At 45.2% G+C, this 16,025-nt stretch carries 14 protein-coding genes; 9 read left to right on the top strand and 5 right to left on the bottom strand.

Features of this window, described 5'->3' with window-relative positions:
• Positions 1–73: 73 nt before the first annotated feature.
• Together P4S58_RS15835 and recQ are read right to left on the bottom strand one after the other, a co-directional pair.
• Positions 74–388 (bottom strand): DUF3630 family protein, encoded by a 315-nt coding sequence (locus tag P4S58_RS15835; protein ID WP_102964152.1) that lies wholly within the window; start codon positions 386–388, stop codon positions 74–76.
• On the bottom strand, positions 381–2,216 hold the full coding sequence (recQ, locus tag P4S58_RS15830; RefSeq protein ID WP_102964151.1) for an ATP-dependent DNA helicase RecQ: 1,836 nt from the start codon (positions 2,214–2,216) through the stop codon (positions 381–383). The genes P4S58_RS15835 and recQ overlap by 8 nt, the downstream gene beginning before the upstream one ends.
• A 314-nt stretch (positions 2,217–2,530) precedes the next feature.
• Between recQ and rarD the strand changes: the two genes are divergently transcribed.
• The 3 genes from rarD (at position 2,531) to P4S58_RS15815 (ending at position 5,057) form a co-directional block, all read left to right on the top strand.
• A complete protein-coding gene (rarD, locus tag P4S58_RS15825) occupies positions 2,531–3,448 on the top strand; it encodes an EamA family transporter RarD (RefSeq protein ID WP_102964150.1) in 918 nt (305 codons plus the stop codon).
• A 73-nt stretch (positions 3,449–3,521) separates the two neighbouring features.
• Positions 3,522–4,316: an AraC family transcriptional regulator gene (locus P4S58_RS15820; protein ID WP_102964149.1), complete on the top strand. Its 795-nt coding sequence runs from the start codon at positions 3,522–3,524 to the stop codon at positions 4,314–4,316.
• A gap of 81 nt (positions 4,317–4,397) precedes the next feature.
• Positions 4,398–5,057: a LysE family translocator gene (locus tag P4S58_RS15815; protein WP_102964148.1), complete on the top strand. Its 660-nt coding sequence runs from the start codon at positions 4,398–4,400 to the stop codon at positions 5,055–5,057.
• A 747-nt stretch (positions 5,058–5,804) separates the two neighbouring features.
• On the opposite strand, the gene uvrD is transcribed toward P4S58_RS15815, so the two are convergent.
• Positions 5,805–7,979 carry a DNA helicase II gene (gene uvrD, locus P4S58_RS15810; RefSeq protein WP_102964147.1) on the bottom strand — a complete coding sequence of 725 codons (2,175 nt, stop codon included), beginning with the start codon at positions 7,977–7,979 and terminating at the stop codon, positions 5,805–5,807.
• A gap of 310 nt (positions 7,980–8,289) precedes the next feature.
• On the opposite strand from uvrD, the gene P4S58_RS15805 reads away from it, so the two are divergent.
• From P4S58_RS15805 to P4S58_RS15790, 4 genes are all read left to right on the top strand, one after another.
• Positions 8,290–8,550, top strand: coding sequence for a BufA1 family periplasmic bufferin-type metallophore (locus tag P4S58_RS15805; RefSeq protein ID WP_102964146.1), 261 nt, complete (start codon positions 8,290–8,292; stop codon positions 8,548–8,550).
• A 100-nt stretch (positions 8,551–8,650) separates the two neighbouring features.
• Positions 8,651–9,496, top strand: a complete 846-nt coding sequence (gene bufB / locus P4S58_RS15800; protein ID WP_102964145.1) for an MNIO family bufferin maturase — start codon at positions 8,651–8,653, stop codon at positions 9,494–9,496.
• On the top strand, positions 9,493–10,275 hold the full coding sequence (locus P4S58_RS15795; RefSeq protein ID WP_102964144.1) for an HvfC/BufC N-terminal domain-containing protein: 783 nt from the start codon (positions 9,493–9,495) through the stop codon (positions 10,273–10,275). The genes bufB and P4S58_RS15795 overlap by 4 nt, the downstream gene beginning before the upstream one ends.
• Before the next feature lie 10 nt (positions 10,276–10,285).
• A complete protein-coding gene (locus P4S58_RS15790; protein ID WP_102964143.1) occupies positions 10,286–10,750 on the top strand; it encodes a DoxX family protein in 465 nt (154 codons plus the stop codon).
• Here the strand turns inward: P4S58_RS15790 and P4S58_RS15785 are convergent.
• Together P4S58_RS15785 and prlC are read right to left on the bottom strand one after the other, a co-directional pair.
• Complete coding sequence (locus P4S58_RS15785; RefSeq protein WP_102942852.1) at positions 10,722–10,931, bottom strand: hypothetical protein; 210 nt, start codon at positions 10,929–10,931, stop codon at positions 10,722–10,724. The genes P4S58_RS15790 and P4S58_RS15785 overlap by 29 nt on opposite strands.
• 103 nt (positions 10,932–11,034) lie before the next feature.
• Complete coding sequence (gene prlC, locus P4S58_RS15780) at positions 11,035–13,077, bottom strand: oligopeptidase A (protein WP_102964142.1); 2,043 nt, start codon at positions 13,075–13,077, stop codon at positions 11,035–11,037.
• Between the two features lie 206 nt (positions 13,078–13,283).
• Here prlC and P4S58_RS15775 point away from each other — a divergent pair, with 206 nt between their 5' ends.
• Positions 13,284–14,123 (top strand): 23S rRNA (adenine(2030)-N(6))-methyltransferase RlmJ, encoded by an 840-nt coding sequence (locus P4S58_RS15775; protein WP_042489783.1) that lies wholly within the window; start codon positions 13,284–13,286, stop codon positions 14,121–14,123.
• A gap of 132 nt (positions 14,124–14,255) precedes the next feature.
• Complete coding sequence (gene gorA, locus P4S58_RS15770; RefSeq protein WP_180980176.1) at positions 14,256–15,611, top strand: glutathione-disulfide reductase; 1,356 nt, start codon at positions 14,256–14,258, stop codon at positions 15,609–15,611.
• Positions 15,612–16,025 lie beyond the last annotated feature (414 nt).

Here is a 16,025-nt window from a genome sequence, read left to right as displayed (position 1 = left end):
GCAAATAGGATCTCCAAGGATGGATTTATGCGTGTTTGCGTTTGCTACCCGTTCGCAACCATCAACAGTTTATTTATCGAGAACAGGGAACTCCGCGAGCTAACAAGGCGGCAATAAAATCCAGTTCTTCTTTACTCTGACCTTCGCCCAACGCTTCTAGCCACACACATTCACTGTAGTGCTCAGCGCGCAGCATCAATCGACAACCTTCAAAATCAATCAGCCATGAATGCAGATCGGCATCCTGTTGCTTCTCTACCGCTGTTGCAGACAACAAAGTAAGTAAACGCTCACCCATTGCAGGAAAACTATCAAACTCAAACGCCTGAGTTTGAACAATCAGTCGACCTTCTTGTGCCAGATATTCCTTTAAACCGAACTCAGCCATGATGGGTTAAATGCTCCTGAATCAAATCTAAGAATGGGTCGGCGTATTTTTCCAACTTCCGCTGACCAACACCGTTGACTGCCAACATTTCACCGTAAGAGGTTGGCAGAATCTCCGCCATATCAATTAAGGTTGCGTCACTGAACACCACGTAAGGTGGCAAACCGTCTTCATCCGCAATGGATTTACGCAGTTTACGTAACTTGGCAAACAGCTTCTTATCGTAATTCTTGCTCGAAAGCTTATCGGATTTAGCCGCGCGAACAGCGGTGTCGAGACGAGGAACAGCCAATTCTAACGTCATATCGCCACGCAACAATGGACGAGCTTCTTCAGTAAGTTGAAGGGTCGAATTTCGAGTGATGTTTTGGCACAGCATGCCTTTATGAATTAACTGGCGGAAAATACTGACCCAGTAATCATGGCTATGGTCACGACCAATGCCATAGGTGGAAATTTTATCGTGACCATTTTCGCGCACGCGAATATTTTGCATGCCACGCAGCACTTCAACTGCATAGCCAATACCGAAGTTTTGATTAATACGATAAACACACGACAACGCTTTGCGCGCTTCATCTGTCGCGTCAAAGTGCTTTGGCGGATCAAGGCAGATATCGCAGTTGCCGCAAGGCTTTTCACGATACTCACCAAAATAATTAAGAAGAACCTGACGACGACATGTCTGCGCTTCAGCAAAGTTACTCATCGCTGTCAGCTTATGGGTTTCAACCTGCTTCTGCGGTCCTTCGTCTTTCTCGTCCAACATACGGCGAAGCCAAGAAATATCCGCAGGATCGTAAAGCATCATCGCTTCTGCTGGTAAACCATCACGACCGGCTCGACCCGTTTCCTGATAATAAGACTCTATATTTCTTGGAATATCAAAGTGAACCACAAAACGTACGTTCGGTTTGTTAATCCCCATACCAAACGCCACAGTCGCAACCACGATCTGAATATCATCTCGCTGAAAGGCTTCTTGCACATAGGCACGTTCATCGACCTCTAACCCAGCGTGGTAACTGGCCGCGCGAATATGGTTGTTGCACAACTTCTCAGTCAACATCTCAACTTTTTTACGGCTGCCGCAGTAGATGATTCCGCACTGCCCTTTTTGCGTGCCCAAGTAACGAATAATTTGAGAAACCGGTTTGTGTTTTTCAACCAAGGTATAGCGAATATTGGGACGGTCAAAACTGCCCAGATAGATATGAGGCTCAGTCAGGTTCAGGCGATGCAGAATATCGCTACGAGTGGCGTCATCGGCGGTCGCGGTCAGCGCCATAATTGGCACATGAGGGAATAACTGCTTTAGCTGACCCAACAACGCATATTCAGGACGGAAATCATGCCCCCACTGAGAAATACAGTGTGCTTCATCCACCGCGATCATCGTCAGCGGAATATTATGCAAACGCTCGATAAACTCGTTAGTGAGTACTCGCTCGGGAGAAACATAAATCAGCTTAACCAGTCCCGCATGCATACGGTTATAAACACTGATTAGCTCTTCACGGGTTTGCGTCGAATTGACACACTCCGCAGACACCCCGTTAGCTTTTAGTTGGTCGACCTGATCTTTCATCAGCGAAATCAGTGGCGAAATCACCACAGTGACTCCAGAACGAACCAAGGCTGGAATTTGGTAACAGAGTGATTTACCACCGCCAGTCGGCATGATAACAAGGCTGTCATTACCTTGAATTGCGGTATCTATGACTTCTTGCTGACCGTCTCTGAAAGTTTGATAGCCGAATACGTCACGCAAGACATCTGTCGCAGTCAACGGTGACTCTGAATGTTCAGCAATTAAAGTGGCGGTCATGCAAGCTCTCAGTGATGGGTAAATCCAATGATGCGTTAGCATCAAATTAGCCCGATATTGTAGAGACGTTTAACGGTGAATAAAACCGCTAAATGTATAAGAGAATGGTGAACTCGAAGTCGCAGTAAGAAAAGTTCGACAAATCAGAGGTTCTCCCAGATGAGTGTTAAATATCACTTGCCGATAATTCCTTAGCTGCACAGTCGGGTATTTTGTGTATATACTGCAAATTCCTTTCGAAACATTCTGTAATACCTCGGTAAATGCTGCCATTTATAACTAGGTATCGAACAACTCTCAATCGAGAATAAACAATGACTCCAGAAGAGCAAACAAACGCTAAAAAAGGCGTATTACTGGCTATCGGTGCCTACACAATGTGGGGTATTGCACCGATATATTTTAAAACCATTACTTTCGTTCCTGCTCTGGAAATCCTCAGCCATCGCGTTATTTGGTCGTTTTTCTTTTTAGCGATAATCATCCATTTTAGTCACCAATGGCGTAACGTTGTCAGCATTTTCCAGTCAAAATCTAAGATGTTATATCTGATAGCTACCGCTCTACTCATCGGTGCCAACTGGCTGATTTTCATCTGGGCAATCAATGCAAACCACATGTTGGACGCAAGCTTGGGCTACTACATTAACCCTCTGATCAACGTTGTATTTGGCATGCTGTTTCTCGGTGAACGATTACGTAAACTTCAGTGGTTTGCAGTAGCGCTGGCAGCGATTGGCGTCGCGATTCAAATCGTTGTGTTCGGCTCCGTACCTGTGGTCGCGTTTGCGCTAGCCATCAGTTTTGCCTTTTATGGCTTATTGCGTAAAAAAGTGAGTGTTAACGGCCAGACAGGCCTATTTATTGAAACCTTGGTACTGATACCAACCGCTTTGATTTATCTGGCTTGGTTTGCCGACTCAGCCACCAGCTCAATGACCAACAACGAATTTAACCTTAATGTACTGCTGATCAGCGCCGGTATCGTCACTACATTACCTTTACTCTGTTTTACGGGTGCAGCGACAAAACTCAAACTGTCGACCTTGGGATTTTTCCAGTACATAGGCCCAAGTTTGATGTTCTTATTGGCCGTGCTGATTTACGGAGAAGCATTCTCGACCGACAAAGCTATCACTTTCACCTTCATCTGGGGTGCGTTAGTGGTGTTCAGCTATGACGGTTTGACCCAAGGCAGAAAGCGCTCTGCAACTATTGTTGCAGCTAAGTGATCGTTTTTTACAAGACATTCCTATAGCGACTGGTTAAGCTTGGCGAATTGCTGTTTATTTCGCCAAGCTTAATATGGACAAAATCCTCTACTCATCAACTCAACATCAAGGGATAAGTTTGATCGAAGCTGATTACCATCAGTTCGCTTTCGATCGCCACTATCACTTAGATTTTCACATTGGGTTAATGACCAGCGGACAGCAAAAATTTTCTCATCAAGGCACTCAACACAATGTCGGTTACGGTGACATTATTGTTATGCCGCCAGATGAACTCCATGACGGCAGCTCTATCTTAGATACGGGTTATCAGGTACGAGTCTTTTCTATTGACCCAACTTGGTTTACTGACAACCTAGAGTTCACGCAACCAAGTGACATGTTGAGCTTTAAACAGCTCATCATTAGCGATCAAAATCTGTTTGCCCCTCTTGCTCAATTACATCAGAAGCTCATGCAACCAAACTTGAGCCAACTCGCGCTTGATTGCCTTCCTTATGAGGGTTTGGGTGGATTGGTTGAACGTTATGGTGCGTTAAAACAAAAGGCAGCCATACCACTTGGAAAGCAATCACTGGCTACGCTGAAAGAGTATCTTCTTGCACATCTTGATCAACCAGTCCGCTTAGAACAACTCGCTAACCTTTGTTCACTCAGCCCGACTCAGTTTCAACGCCATTTCAAAGCCCGCATGAACATGACTCCATATGCTTGGCTTACTCGTTTGCGTATCGAACAGGGAATGAAGTTAGTAAAAAGTGGCTTGTCTGGTACTGAAGTCGCTATGCAGGTTGGTTTCTACGACCAAGCACATTTCACCAAAGCTTTTAAACACTGCTACGGTATTTCTCCATCTGCGGTGAATTAAACGTTTCACACTGTCAAAAATTTACAAGCCAACTAAGAGAGCTCAAGGCACAATCTCTTCATTCGAAGTAGGAGTTTTTATATGAATGAAGCCAGTATCCTTATCACTCTAGCCGGAGTCCATTTCGTCGCACTGATGAGTCCGGGACCCGATGTCGCATTAGTGGTGCAAAATGCCACTCGTTATGGCCGCCAAACTGGCATCTATATAGCGCTTGGACTCTCTTTCGGCATATTGCTGCATTCGCTTCTTAGCATTACTGGTATCAGCTATTTGGTCCACCAACAGCCTGTCTTGTTTGCTTTACTGCAACTCGGCGGAGGCAGTTATTTACTTTACCTCGGCTTTGGAGCGCTGAAAGCCACTATCGCCAACTGGAACTCAGCAGCAGAGATCGCGCCCGCAGATAAAAAAGCGCTGTTACTGAGCAATAAAAAACAGGCCTTTTCTCGTGGATTCATGACAAACATCCTGAACCCGAAAGCTCTGGTTTTCTTTGTCAGCTTAATGTCGACGCTGGTTCCGGCAAGTATGTCGGTGACGGGTAAAGGCTTTGCGCTGCTAATTTTATGGGGATTGTCGCTGATTTGGTTTACTTGCCTTGCGTGGATGCTCTCCACTGAACGCCTACAAACAAAGCTAAACCAAGCAAGTCGCTATATTGATTTACTGTGTGGAGTGATTTTTTCTCTAATTGGTCTCACGATTCTTTGGCAGTCACTGACCAGTTTCATTCACTAAAACACCGTTAAAATGAATTTAAATTCACTTGTAGTGCAAATTAACCCAACACAAACAATAGCGGATCACCCCATAACCTTGTGCGAGATCTCTCACAAACAGATAGGGAAATATCTGTTTCTACGCTAGAAAAAAGATGCCTGAAATAATTAAGTGAATGATTTTTATAAACAAGTTACTTTTTAGGCAAAAAATATCAGCATGCAAACGATTTCTTTGCGTTGCTGAATGCCTCCTAGTCGGTAATATTAACTCTGTCGGAAGGATGCTGACACGGAATGGATCGCTAAGGATAGTGAACTTCAGGATGAAGTTACGGTTGTTCAGGATGAATAATCGGCATGGAAAGCAAAATGGACATTGAACGGACTCATTCGTTACTAGGATGGTAGCGACAAGGGAATGGCAATGGACACCTCTGGATGAGGAAAGGACTTAACATCAGGATGATGTCAGGGACACCGCTCAGGGAACAAGTGATGTGAGCTAACGAGGATTGTTAGCAGATCAGGAAGATTATGGACACCGCTAGGATGGCGATGAAAGGATTGCGCTGAAGGAATACAGCACACTTATCAAGGAATAGATGCAGGGAGCACCTATTAGTAGCTGGATTGCTGCAAGTAAGACTATAACCCCGAAGGGCTCGCGCCCTCGGGGTTTTTCTTTTTCTGCTTACAACTGAATCGACGATGTAAAAAAACCTAGCACTGAGGCTAGGTTCTTATCTCTATACATCCACAACAATTACATGCGTTCCAGCTTAGCGTATGCAGTGACCAGCCATTTGATACCTTCACCGTTAAACGCAACCTGAACACGACTTTGCGGACCGCTACCCTCGAAGTTGATGATGGTGCCTTCACCAAACTTAGGATGACGAACACGAGAGCCGAGCGTAAAACCAGTTTCATTGAAGTTCTCTTTTACAACCGTCTGGCTGAAACGACCACTGCTAGCTGGACGACTCACCTGCGCTTTCATTCGCACTTCATCCAAGCATTTCTCTGGCAGCTCGCGAATAAAGCGCGAAGGTTTGTGATACTTGTCTTGTCCGTACAAACGGCGCATTTCCGCATAAGTGATGTAAAGCTTCTGCATTGCACGGGTCATGCCCACATAACACAGGCGGCGCTCTTCTTCTAAACGCCCCGCTTCTTCTGCTGACATCTGGCTAGGGAACATGCCCTCTTCAACGCCAACCATAAATACCATAGGGAATTCCAGACCTTTAGCACTGTGCAGAGTCATAAGTTGGACAGCATCATCAAACTCATCCGCCTGACCTTCACCAGATTCCAGTGCCGCATGAGTCAAAAATGCCGTCAACAACGTCATCTCTTCTGCTTCTTCAGGCTTTTCGAACTGACGAGTGGCCGTTACCAGCTCCTCCAAGTTCTCTATTCGCGCCTTCGACTTTTCGCCTTTCTCTTGCTGGTACATTTCAAACAGACCGGAAGTTTTAATCACATGGTCAGTTTGCTCGTGCAAAGACATTTCAGCGCTGTCATCTTCTAGTGCGTTAACCAGTTCAACAAAGCGGCCAAGGGCTGACGCCGCGCGCCCTGTTAATACTTTCTCTTCTAACAACAGAACACTGGCATCCCATAAGGTGCAACCACGGTCACGAGCGGCAAAACGAATGGTATCCAAGGTTTTATCGCCTAAGCCACGAGTTGGTGTATTGACGACGCGCTCAAACGCACTGTCATCATTACGGTTAGCCATCAAACGTAAGTAGCTCAGAGCGTCTTTGATTTCCTGACGTTCGAAGAATCGCATACCGCCGTAGATTCGATATGCCAAACCAGCCTGAATTAATGCTTCTTCCAGTACACGTGACTGGGCGTTGTTACGATACAAAATCGCGGTGTCTTCCAGAGCACCACCATCTTCATGCCACGCTTTAATTTTACCAACCACAAATCGCGCTTCATCCAGCTCGTTGTAGGCGGAATAAACTGAAATAGGCTCACCTTCGACACCATCTGTCCAAAGCTCTTTACCCATACGCTCGCTGTTATTGGCAATCAAGGTGTTTGATGCTTCAAGGATAGTTTTAGTCGAACGGTAGTTTTGTTCCAGACGAATGGTATTCACACTCGGAAATTCCTGCGTGAATTTTTCGATGTTCTCAACCTTCGCACCGCGCCAGCCATAAATAGACTGGTCATCATCACCGACGATCATCACGTGAGTATCTTTGCCCGTCATCAGACGCAGCCAAGCGTATTGAATGTTGTTGGTATCTTGAAATTCGTCGACCAAAATATGTTTAAAGCGAGCTTGATAATGTTCGCGAATATGCTTGTTATCACGTAATAACTCTAACGTTCGCAGCAAGATCTCAGCAAAGTCGACCAATCCAGCGCGATCACACGCATCTTGATAGGCCGTGTAAATCTGTACATAAGTCTGAGTGATAGGATCACGGTACGAATCAATATGCGCTGGACGTAAGCCTTCGTCTTTTTTGCCGTTAATCCACCACGATACCTGACGCGCTTGCCACTGCTTCTCATCCAAGTTTTGCGCTTTTATCAGACGGCGCAACAAACGCATTTGGTCTTCAGAGTCAATGATTTGGAAATCTTCTTGCAGCTTCGCATCCAGATAGTGCGCCCGCAAAATACGATGGCAAATACCGTGAAACGTACCATTCCACATGCCAGACGAACTGCCCATCATCAGATCTTCAATTCGCCCACGCATCTCCGCAGCAGCTTTATTGGTAAAGGTCACAGACATAATTGAGAACGGTGACGCCTGCTCTACCGATAATAACCAAGCGATACGGTGTACCAGAACCCGCGTTTTACCACTGCCCGCACCTGCCAACACTAGTAGGTTTTCAAGTGGCGCAGCAACTGCTTCGCGTTGTTTGTCGTTTAAACCGTCGAGTAAAAGAGAAGGATCCATCATGGCTAGGCTACTGGTTATTTATACATAATGACGATGATTATAACCCTAAATTCGACCGAGATGCTCGTTAAACAAGCCATTTTCTTTGCAGAGATTTCTGACTCAAGAAAAAATAATTGAAGTTTTTTTGCTCATAGATTGCTAAAAAATTCATTCGCTTAGCGTGTTTTCACCCTTAATTAGTCGATTTTTTATTCCATTAATTGAAAGTTTTTCTTAATCCTTCCTCTCTTTTCTAATAAGCAAGCTCAACGATTAACAAGTTGTTAACTTGCGAAATCAGGTAAGAACAATTCATGAGGAAGTGATGATGAAAAAATCAAATTTGGCAGTAGCAGCGGCAGTAACAAGCTTACTTGCAGTAGGTGGTTCTCTATTAACGTCTACCTCAGCCATCGCGGCTGAAGAAGAAAAATGCTACGGCGTGGCGAAAGCGGGCCAAAACGACTGTGCGACGAAAATGAGTTCATGTGCTGGGACATCGAAAAAAGATGGACAGAAAGATGCCTTCGTTGTGGTACCTAAAGGCTTGTGCGGCAAACTTTCTGGCGGAAGCACTATGTCTTCTTAATCCTTTAAAAATACAAATAAGTGGTGCACTAAGCTCAACAAGCGCACCACTTTTCCTTTCACTGCTATAGCACACTCACAACAAGTCTAACGGAGGTTTCATGCTGCATAACCAAGTAGGTGTAGGCTTGCGGTCTCCCCATATCAACTATTTTGTAGAGCAAACACCACAAGTGAGTTGGTTAGAAATTCACAGCGAAAACTATTTTTCTCCCCACTCAATTGCCCGCAATCAGATGCGTAGCATTCGTAAAAACCATCAAATTAGCTGTCATGGTATAGGTCTTTCATTAGGTTCAGTACAAGGCATCAACAGTACTCATTTACAGAAACTTAAGGCATTGATCGACGAAATCCAGCCGCTTTTCGTTTCCGATCATTTAAGCTGGAGCGAAAATGGAGGTCACTATTTCAATGACTTACTGCCTTTGCCTTACACCGAAGAAGCTTTAGAGGTGTTTTGTCGTAATGTGCTTACGGTGCAGGACGCCATAAAGCGCCCGATTCTGATTGAAAACCCTTCTAGCTATTTGCAGTTTAACCACTCCACCATTTCAGAGTGGGAATTTCTGGTACAAGTACAACAACGCACCGAATGCCGTTTGTTGCTCGATTTGAATAATGTACATGTTTCTGCTTTCAATCATGGTTTTAGCAGCCAAACCTATATTGATTCTATTCCTGCGCATGCCGTTGACGAAATTCACCTTGCCGGCTTTTCGATTAACACACTTGCCGAAGGGGAAATATGGATAGATACCCACAGCAAACCGGTATCTGCTGAAGTGTGGCAACTCTACCAAAACTGGTGTGAGAAACACGGCAGCCGAAGAACTTTAATTGAATGGGATTTAGACATTCCAGATGTTGAGGTTCTGCTAGCGGAAGCAAACAAAGCTAGCGAGATGCTCACAAGGCTCGACTCGATGAAAAGGAAAGCATCATGAGCTTTGGATTAGCCCAACCACTTGGATTAGCAGAGCTACAGGCAACCTTTGCTGAGGGCTTGCGTTATCAAGCACAGGGAGAAGCGTGCGATATCATAGGTGGACGATTTAGCGCTGAAGAGAGACTCCAAATCTACCGCAATAATTTTGTCATGAGTTTAACGGAAGTCATGCAAGCTACCTACCCAATGCTTAGAGAGGTATTAGGAGATGAATGCTTTAACGCACTATCTCGTGAATACATTCTTCGCTCACCGCCTACAGAAGGTAATGTGAGTCATTATGGAAACCATTTTGATGACGTGATCAGCCAGTTTGAGCAAGTCACCGACGCCGCACCGTATGCAAGAGATTTAGCGCGTTTTGAATGGACGTTAGATAAAGCTCAACAAACGTTTGGACAGAGCGAAAAGCGGTCACTGCAACCACTGGAAGCCATCCATACTCTTTCTGAGCAACAGCACCCCAACGTAATTCTTCATCTTGATTATTGGGTCTTCCCGTTTACATCCGATTTCGCCTTATTCGATCTCCAAAGAGCGTTTAGCCAACAAAATTTCGACAACCTGATTCTGAATAACGCTCAATCAGGAGTCATAGCTTGTGATGAATATGGTCGGCCTTGGACGAAAGAGTTAAACAACCAAGAATACCAATTGCTATTGAATCTCAGCAGCGAAATGCCACTAGGTAGAATTAAACCCGAAGCACTGACCGAATTGCCGTCACTGATCGCACTCAATATCGTTGCTGGTTTCTCATTGGCAACCCCTCACTAGGAGTCTCTGTATGATATCCGTCATTGCTCGCCTCAACCAATCTATTGAATGGTTTGCATCACAGCTCCCACCTGTCGTATTGCTGATCTGCCGCATCTGGGTAAGTTGGGTATTTTTTAATTCAGGGCTGACAAAAATAGCCACGTGGAATAGCACTCTATTCCTGTTTAAGTTGGAGTACCAAGTTCCTTTAATCCCTTGGGAAATAGCCGCTTATCTCGCAACTGCGGCAGAATTGGTCATTCCGATTTTTCTTGTTTTAGGGCTGTTTGGTAGGTTCAGTGCTCTCGCACTTTTCGCCGTAAATGCCATCGCCGTCATCTCATACCCATTGCTATGGGAGAGAGGATTTTATGATCATCAACTATGGGGAATGATGATGTTAACCGTCATTGTGTGGGGACCCGGAGCTTTATCCATTGATCGATGGATACAACGGAAACACCTTATTGTGACAGCTCGTCATGAATACTGATTACGGCATCTCGTGACGCATGGCCAATCGCTTTGGTGGTATCTCTCGTTGCATGTCCCACCGCGGTTGTTGCATCTCGTGTCGCGTGACCAATTTCTTTACCCGCTTGCTTCATTTCAGCGCATCCCTGAAGAAAAAATGTGGCAGTTAAAGAACAAATTAGTAGGTTACGGCGCGTCATTATTCTCTCCTTTTCAATACCAAAACCACTCTAACAAATAACCCTGCTTAATAAGGCAGGGTTATGTTAATTCTTGAACTGAATGATTTAAATAATATAGAACTTAAGCAGCAATACCTGAGTGGCGTAATAACGCATCGATTTGTGGCTCACGACCACGGAAGCGCTTGAACAACTCCATCGGTTCTTCACTGCCGCCCATTTCAAGAATGTTATTTAAGAAACTTGCACCCGTTTCCGCATTGAAAATACCTTCCTCTTCAAAGCGAGAGAACGCATCTGCCGATAACACTTCTGCCCATAGGTAGCTGTAGTAACCCGCACTGTAACCACCAGCAAAAATGTGGCTGAAGCTGTGTGAGAAACGGTTCCACTCAAGGCTTGGCAATACTGCTACTTTCTTCTTCACTTCTGCTAATGTTTCCAGTACTTGAGGACCCACTTCTGGGTCATAAGTGGTATGCAGAGTGAAATCGAACAGTCCGAACTCAAGCTGACGCAGAATAAACATACCTGACTGGAAGTTCTTCGCTGCCAACATGTTGTCGAGCATCTCTTTCGGTAAAGGTTCGCCTGTTTCGTAGTGACCAGAAATAAACGCCAGCGCCTCTTCTTCCCAGCACCAGTTTTCCAGGAACTGACTTGGTAGTTCAACCGCATCCCAAGGCACACCGTTGATACCTGAAACAGAGCTAACATCAACCTGAGTCAGCATATGGTGAATACCGTGACCCGTTTCGTGGAACAGAGTTACCACTTCATCATGAGTAAACAGTGCTGGCTTATCACCCACTGGACGGTTGAAGTTACAGGTCAAATAGGCCACAGGCGTTTGTAGCTCACCATTGGCATTGATACGACGCACGCGACACTCGTCCATCCACGCCCCGCCGCGTTTATGTTCACGAGCGTAAAGGTCAAGATAGAAGCTGCCACGCAACACATCATTGCTGTCAAAGATATCGAAGAAACGCACCGACTCATGCCAAGTATCGACACCTTCGCGCTCTTGAACTTTCATACCAAATACGCGCTTCAGTACTTCAAACAAGCCTGAAACCACTTTGTTTTCTGGGAAGTAAGGACGCAGCTCTTCATCAGAAATCTTAAACAGTTTCTGTTTTTGCTTTTCGCTGTAGTAAGCGATATCCCACAGTTCAAACGAAGTCACACCAAACTCTTGCTCAGCAAATTCACGCAGCTCTTGAACTTCGCGTTCACCTTGTGGTTTCACTTTCGTTGCTAGATTGTTCAAGAAGCTTAGAACCTGATCTGGCGTTTCTGCCATTTTGGTTGCCAGAGACTTTTCACTGTAAGTGTTGAAACCCAGCATACGAGCCACTTCATAACGCAGTTTCAGCAACTCAGCGATGTTCTCGGTGTTATCCCATTTGCCCGCATTCGGACCACGGTCTGACGCGCGCGTTACATAAGCTTCGTAAAGTTCTTTGCGTAGCGCTTGGTTATCACAGTAAGTCATTACCGGTAGGTAAGAAGGGATATCCAAAGTTAACAAGTAGCCTTCAAGCCCCTTGCCTTCTGCCGCGGCTTGAGCCGCAGCCAGCGCTGATTCCGGCATGCCCGCAAGCTCGTTTTTGTCGGTAATGTGCTTAGTCCAACCCATGGTGGCATCAAGTACATTGTTCGAGAACTTAGAACCCAGCTCAGACATGCGCTTGCTGATTTCGCCATAACGCTTTTGTTCTGCTTTAGGTAAACCGATACCAGACAATTCAAAGTCACGTAGTGCATCTTTGATGGTTTTCTTCTGCGCCTGACTTAGCGTTGTAAAAGCTTCACTGTTCTTGATTTCTTTATACGCTTCAAACAGACCTTTGTGCTGACCAACCCAAGTTCCGTATTCAGAGAGGATTGGCAGGCAGCTTTCATAAGCTTCACGCAATTCGTCACTGTTCATCACTGAGTTCATATGGCTCACCGGTGACCATAAACGACTCAAGCGATCATCCACTTCTTCGATAGGTGCAATAACATTTTCCCAAGTTGGTTGTGTATTACCTTCAAGTACCTGTTCAATCTTTGCACGGCAATCTTCTATTGCCTGTTCAACCGCTGGCTTTACGTGCTCCGGCTTAATATCTGAAAACGGAGGTAAATCCGTAAAGCTAAGAAGTGGATTAGACATAAAACGTTCCTTTTTATGAAAAATAGTGAGGATGAAATATCCTCGTCTGTTAGGTTAATAAATATAGGTAGGAAGGTGAATTTTCAAGAGTAGCGTCAATTCAATACAATTCGAAATGTGTCTAGACCCACCTCAACATACAATTTTGGGTGTATAATTAGCCGCATTCGTTTTTCCATATTCAGCCATAAGTTAGAGAGCGACACTTGTTAAGTTATCGACACAGTTTCCATGCAGGAAACCACGCAGATGTAGTGAAACACATCGTACAAAGCTTAATCCTCAATGCACTACAGCAAAAAGATAAACCATTTGTTTATCACGATACTCACTCCGGTGTGGGCCGCTACGACTTAACTCATGAGTGGTCGGAAAAAACGGGTGAATACAAACAAGGTATTGCGCGTATTTGGCAACAAGATAATGTGCCAGAAGATATTCAAAGCTATCTTGATGCAATCAAAGTTCTTAACCAAGGCGATGAACTACGTTACTACCCAGGTTCGCCTCGCGTGGCTCGTGCTCACCTGCGCCCGCAAGACCGCATGGTATTAACTGAGTTACACCCGAGTGATTACCCACTGCTGGAACAAGAGTTCGATCGTGATCGCCAAGTGTCAATTTACAAAGAAGATGGCTTTCAACGCCTGAAAGCAAGCTTGCCACCGCAAGAGCGTCGTGGTCTGGTTTTGATCGACCCACCTTACGAACTGGCTAAAGAGTATCGAGACGTGGTGAATGCCATTGCACAAAGCTACAAGCGCTGGGCAACGGGCATCTATGCGATTTGGTATCCAGTGGTTAACCGCTGTGATATTGAAGATATGATTGAAGGTCTCGAAAATTTAGGTATCACTAAAATTTTGCAAATCGAGCTGGGTGTCTCTCCTGATACCAACGAGCGCGGCATGACAGCATCGGGCATGATTGTTATCAACCCGCCATGGAAGCTTGAAAGCCAAATGAAAGAAATCCTGCCGTTTTTAAAGCAAGCAATTGCGCCAGCGACAGGTCACTACAAAGTGGAATGGATTGTTCCGGAATAACTTGCTCAAGTTTTTCCAAGGGGTAACTTGTGATCTCACGGTTTACCCCAACTATTTAGCTATGCCCTAATAAATGAAATGGCTCCCTGCTTAATTTTACTGGCGAGCTATCAGAGAAAAATGGAGAAAGTAATGGCAACGCATTTTGATTACATCTGTATCGGTGGCGGTAGCGGCGGTATCGCTTCAGCAAACCGTGCAGCTATGTACGGCGCAAAAGTCGCGCTGATTGAAGCGAAAGATCTTGGCGGTACGTGTGTCAACGTAGGTTGTGTGCCGAAGAAAGTCATGTGGCACGGTGCTCAAGTTGCTGAAGCTATGAACCTATATGCGTCTGATTACGGCTTTGACGTCGACGTAAAAAGCTTCAACTGGGCGAAAATGGTTGAAAGCCGCCAAGCGTATATTGGCCGTATTCACCAATCTTATGACCGTGTTCTTGGTAACAACAAAGTAGAAGTGATTCGCGGCTTTGCTAAGTTTGTTGATGCGAAAACCGTAGAAGTTAATGGTGAGCACTACACAGCAGACAACATTCTGATCGCTGTCGGTGGTCGCCCTACCATTCCTAACATTCCGGGTGCTGAGTACGGTATCGACTCCAATGGTTTCTTTGATTTGGCTGAACAACCAAGACGTGTTGCCGTGATTGGTGCTGGTTACATCGCTGTTGAAATTGCCGGTGTTCTCAACGCACTTGGCACAGAAACTCACCTGTTCTGCCGTAAAGAATCTCCGCTACGTAGCTTTGACCCAATGATCATCGAAACATTGGTTGAAGTGATGAACACTGAAGGCCCAACGCTACATACGCACAGCGTGCCAAAAGAAGTTGTGAAAGAAGCCGACGGCAGCCTGACTCTTCACCTAGAAAATGGTGAAAGCCAAAACGTTGATACCTTAATTTGGGCTATCGGTCGCCACCCAGCAACAGATACTATCAATCTAGCAGCAACGGGTGTTGCAACCAACGAGCAAGGCTATATCAAAGTTGATGAGTACCAGAACACTAACGTGGCTGGCATCTACTGTGTAGGTGACATCATGGAAGGTGGTATTGAACTGACTCCAGTTGCGGTTAAAGCGGGTCGCCAACTGTCTGAGCGCTTATTCAACGGTAAAACCAACGCGAAAATGGACTACAACCTAGTCCCAACTGTGGTATTCAGCCATCCACCAATCGGCACTATCGGCCTAACTCAACCAGAAGCGATTGCTAAATACGGCGAAGAGAACGTGAAAGTGTACACTTCAAGCTTTACCGCTATGTACACAGCTGTCACTGCGCACCGTCAACCATGTAAGATGAAGTTGGTTTGTGCAGGTGAAGAAGAAACGGTTGTTGGTCTACACGGCATTGGTTTCGCCGTCGATGAAATGATCCAAGGCTTCGGCGTCGCTATGAAAATGGGCGCAACCAAAGCAGACTTCGACTCAGTCGTTGCTATCCACCCAACGGGTTCAGAAGAATTCGTGACGATGCGTTAGTAACAGTTGTTAGAGCAAAGCCCTGCAAAATTGCGGGGCTTTTTTATGTTGTAACTCAACGGCGATATGCTTCGACAGTTTTAAGGCGATTCATTGCGAGTAAACCTGCGCCTATTCAGAGTTATCACTTTGATTTTGAGGTGCTGTTAAAAACAAGTGGTACCAAGTTCACAGCACTGGTTGCTGCCGTCTTCACCAATACGATCATCTCTTGTCGTATTTATTGTTCAAATACTCATCAAGCGCATAGTTCAACCTTTTTCATAAATTTTAATGATGAAATGCGTGTAAGGTCTTGTCCAACTGTGCAATAAATGACAAAGTCATTCTTAGAATGTGTAACAGACTAATGTCTTAACCGATTATTAACTGTTGGTTATTTACACTATCAATATTTATATAAGTAAATTCGAG

It is taken from the genome of Vibrio sp. Hal054 (assembly GCF_037162405.1).
GTDB lineage: Bacteria > Pseudomonadota > Gammaproteobacteria > Enterobacterales > Vibrionaceae > Vibrio > Vibrio diazotrophicus.
The sequence above is the reverse complement of the archived record's forward strand: the minus strand, read 5'-3'. Positions and strand labels throughout refer to the sequence as shown.

Coding starts and splice junctions, on each gene's coding strand:
- rarD (WP_102964150.1), top strand. CDS start 2,531: ATGACTCCAGAAGAGCAAACAAACGCTAAAAAAGGCGTATTACTGGCT.
- prlC (WP_102964142.1), bottom strand. CDS start 13,077: ATGTCTAATCCACTTCTTAGCTTTACGGATTTACCTCCGTTTTCAGAT.
- gorA (WP_180980176.1), top strand. CDS start 14,256: ATGGCAACGCATTTTGATTACATCTGTATCGGTGGCGGTAGCGGCGGT.
- P4S58_RS15815 (WP_102964148.1), top strand. CDS start 4,398: ATGAATGAAGCCAGTATCCTTATCACTCTAGCCGGAGTCCATTTCGTC.
- P4S58_RS15805 (WP_102964146.1), top strand. CDS start 8,290: ATGAAAAAATCAAATTTGGCAGTAGCAGCGGCAGTAACAAGCTTACTT.
- P4S58_RS15795 (WP_102964144.1), top strand. CDS start 9,493: ATGAGCTTTGGATTAGCCCAACCACTTGGATTAGCAGAGCTACAGGCA.
- P4S58_RS15835 (WP_102964152.1), bottom strand. CDS start 388: ATGGCTGAGTTCGGTTTAAAGGAATATCTGGCACAAGAAGGTCGACTG.
- P4S58_RS15785 (WP_102942852.1), bottom strand. CDS start 10,931: ATGACGCGCCGTAACCTACTAATTTGTTCTTTAACTGCCACATTTTTT.
- uvrD (WP_102964147.1), bottom strand. CDS start 7,979: ATGATGGATCCTTCTCTTTTACTCGACGGTTTAAACGACAAACAACGC.
- P4S58_RS15820 (WP_102964149.1), top strand. CDS start 3,522: ATGGACAAAATCCTCTACTCATCAACTCAACATCAAGGGATAAGTTTG.
- recQ (WP_102964151.1), bottom strand. CDS start 2,216: ATGACCGCCACTTTAATTGCTGAACATTCAGAGTCACCGTTGACTGCG.
- P4S58_RS15790 (WP_102964143.1), top strand. CDS start 10,286: ATGATATCCGTCATTGCTCGCCTCAACCAATCTATTGAATGGTTTGCA.
- bufB (WP_102964145.1), top strand. CDS start 8,651: ATGCTGCATAACCAAGTAGGTGTAGGCTTGCGGTCTCCCCATATCAAC.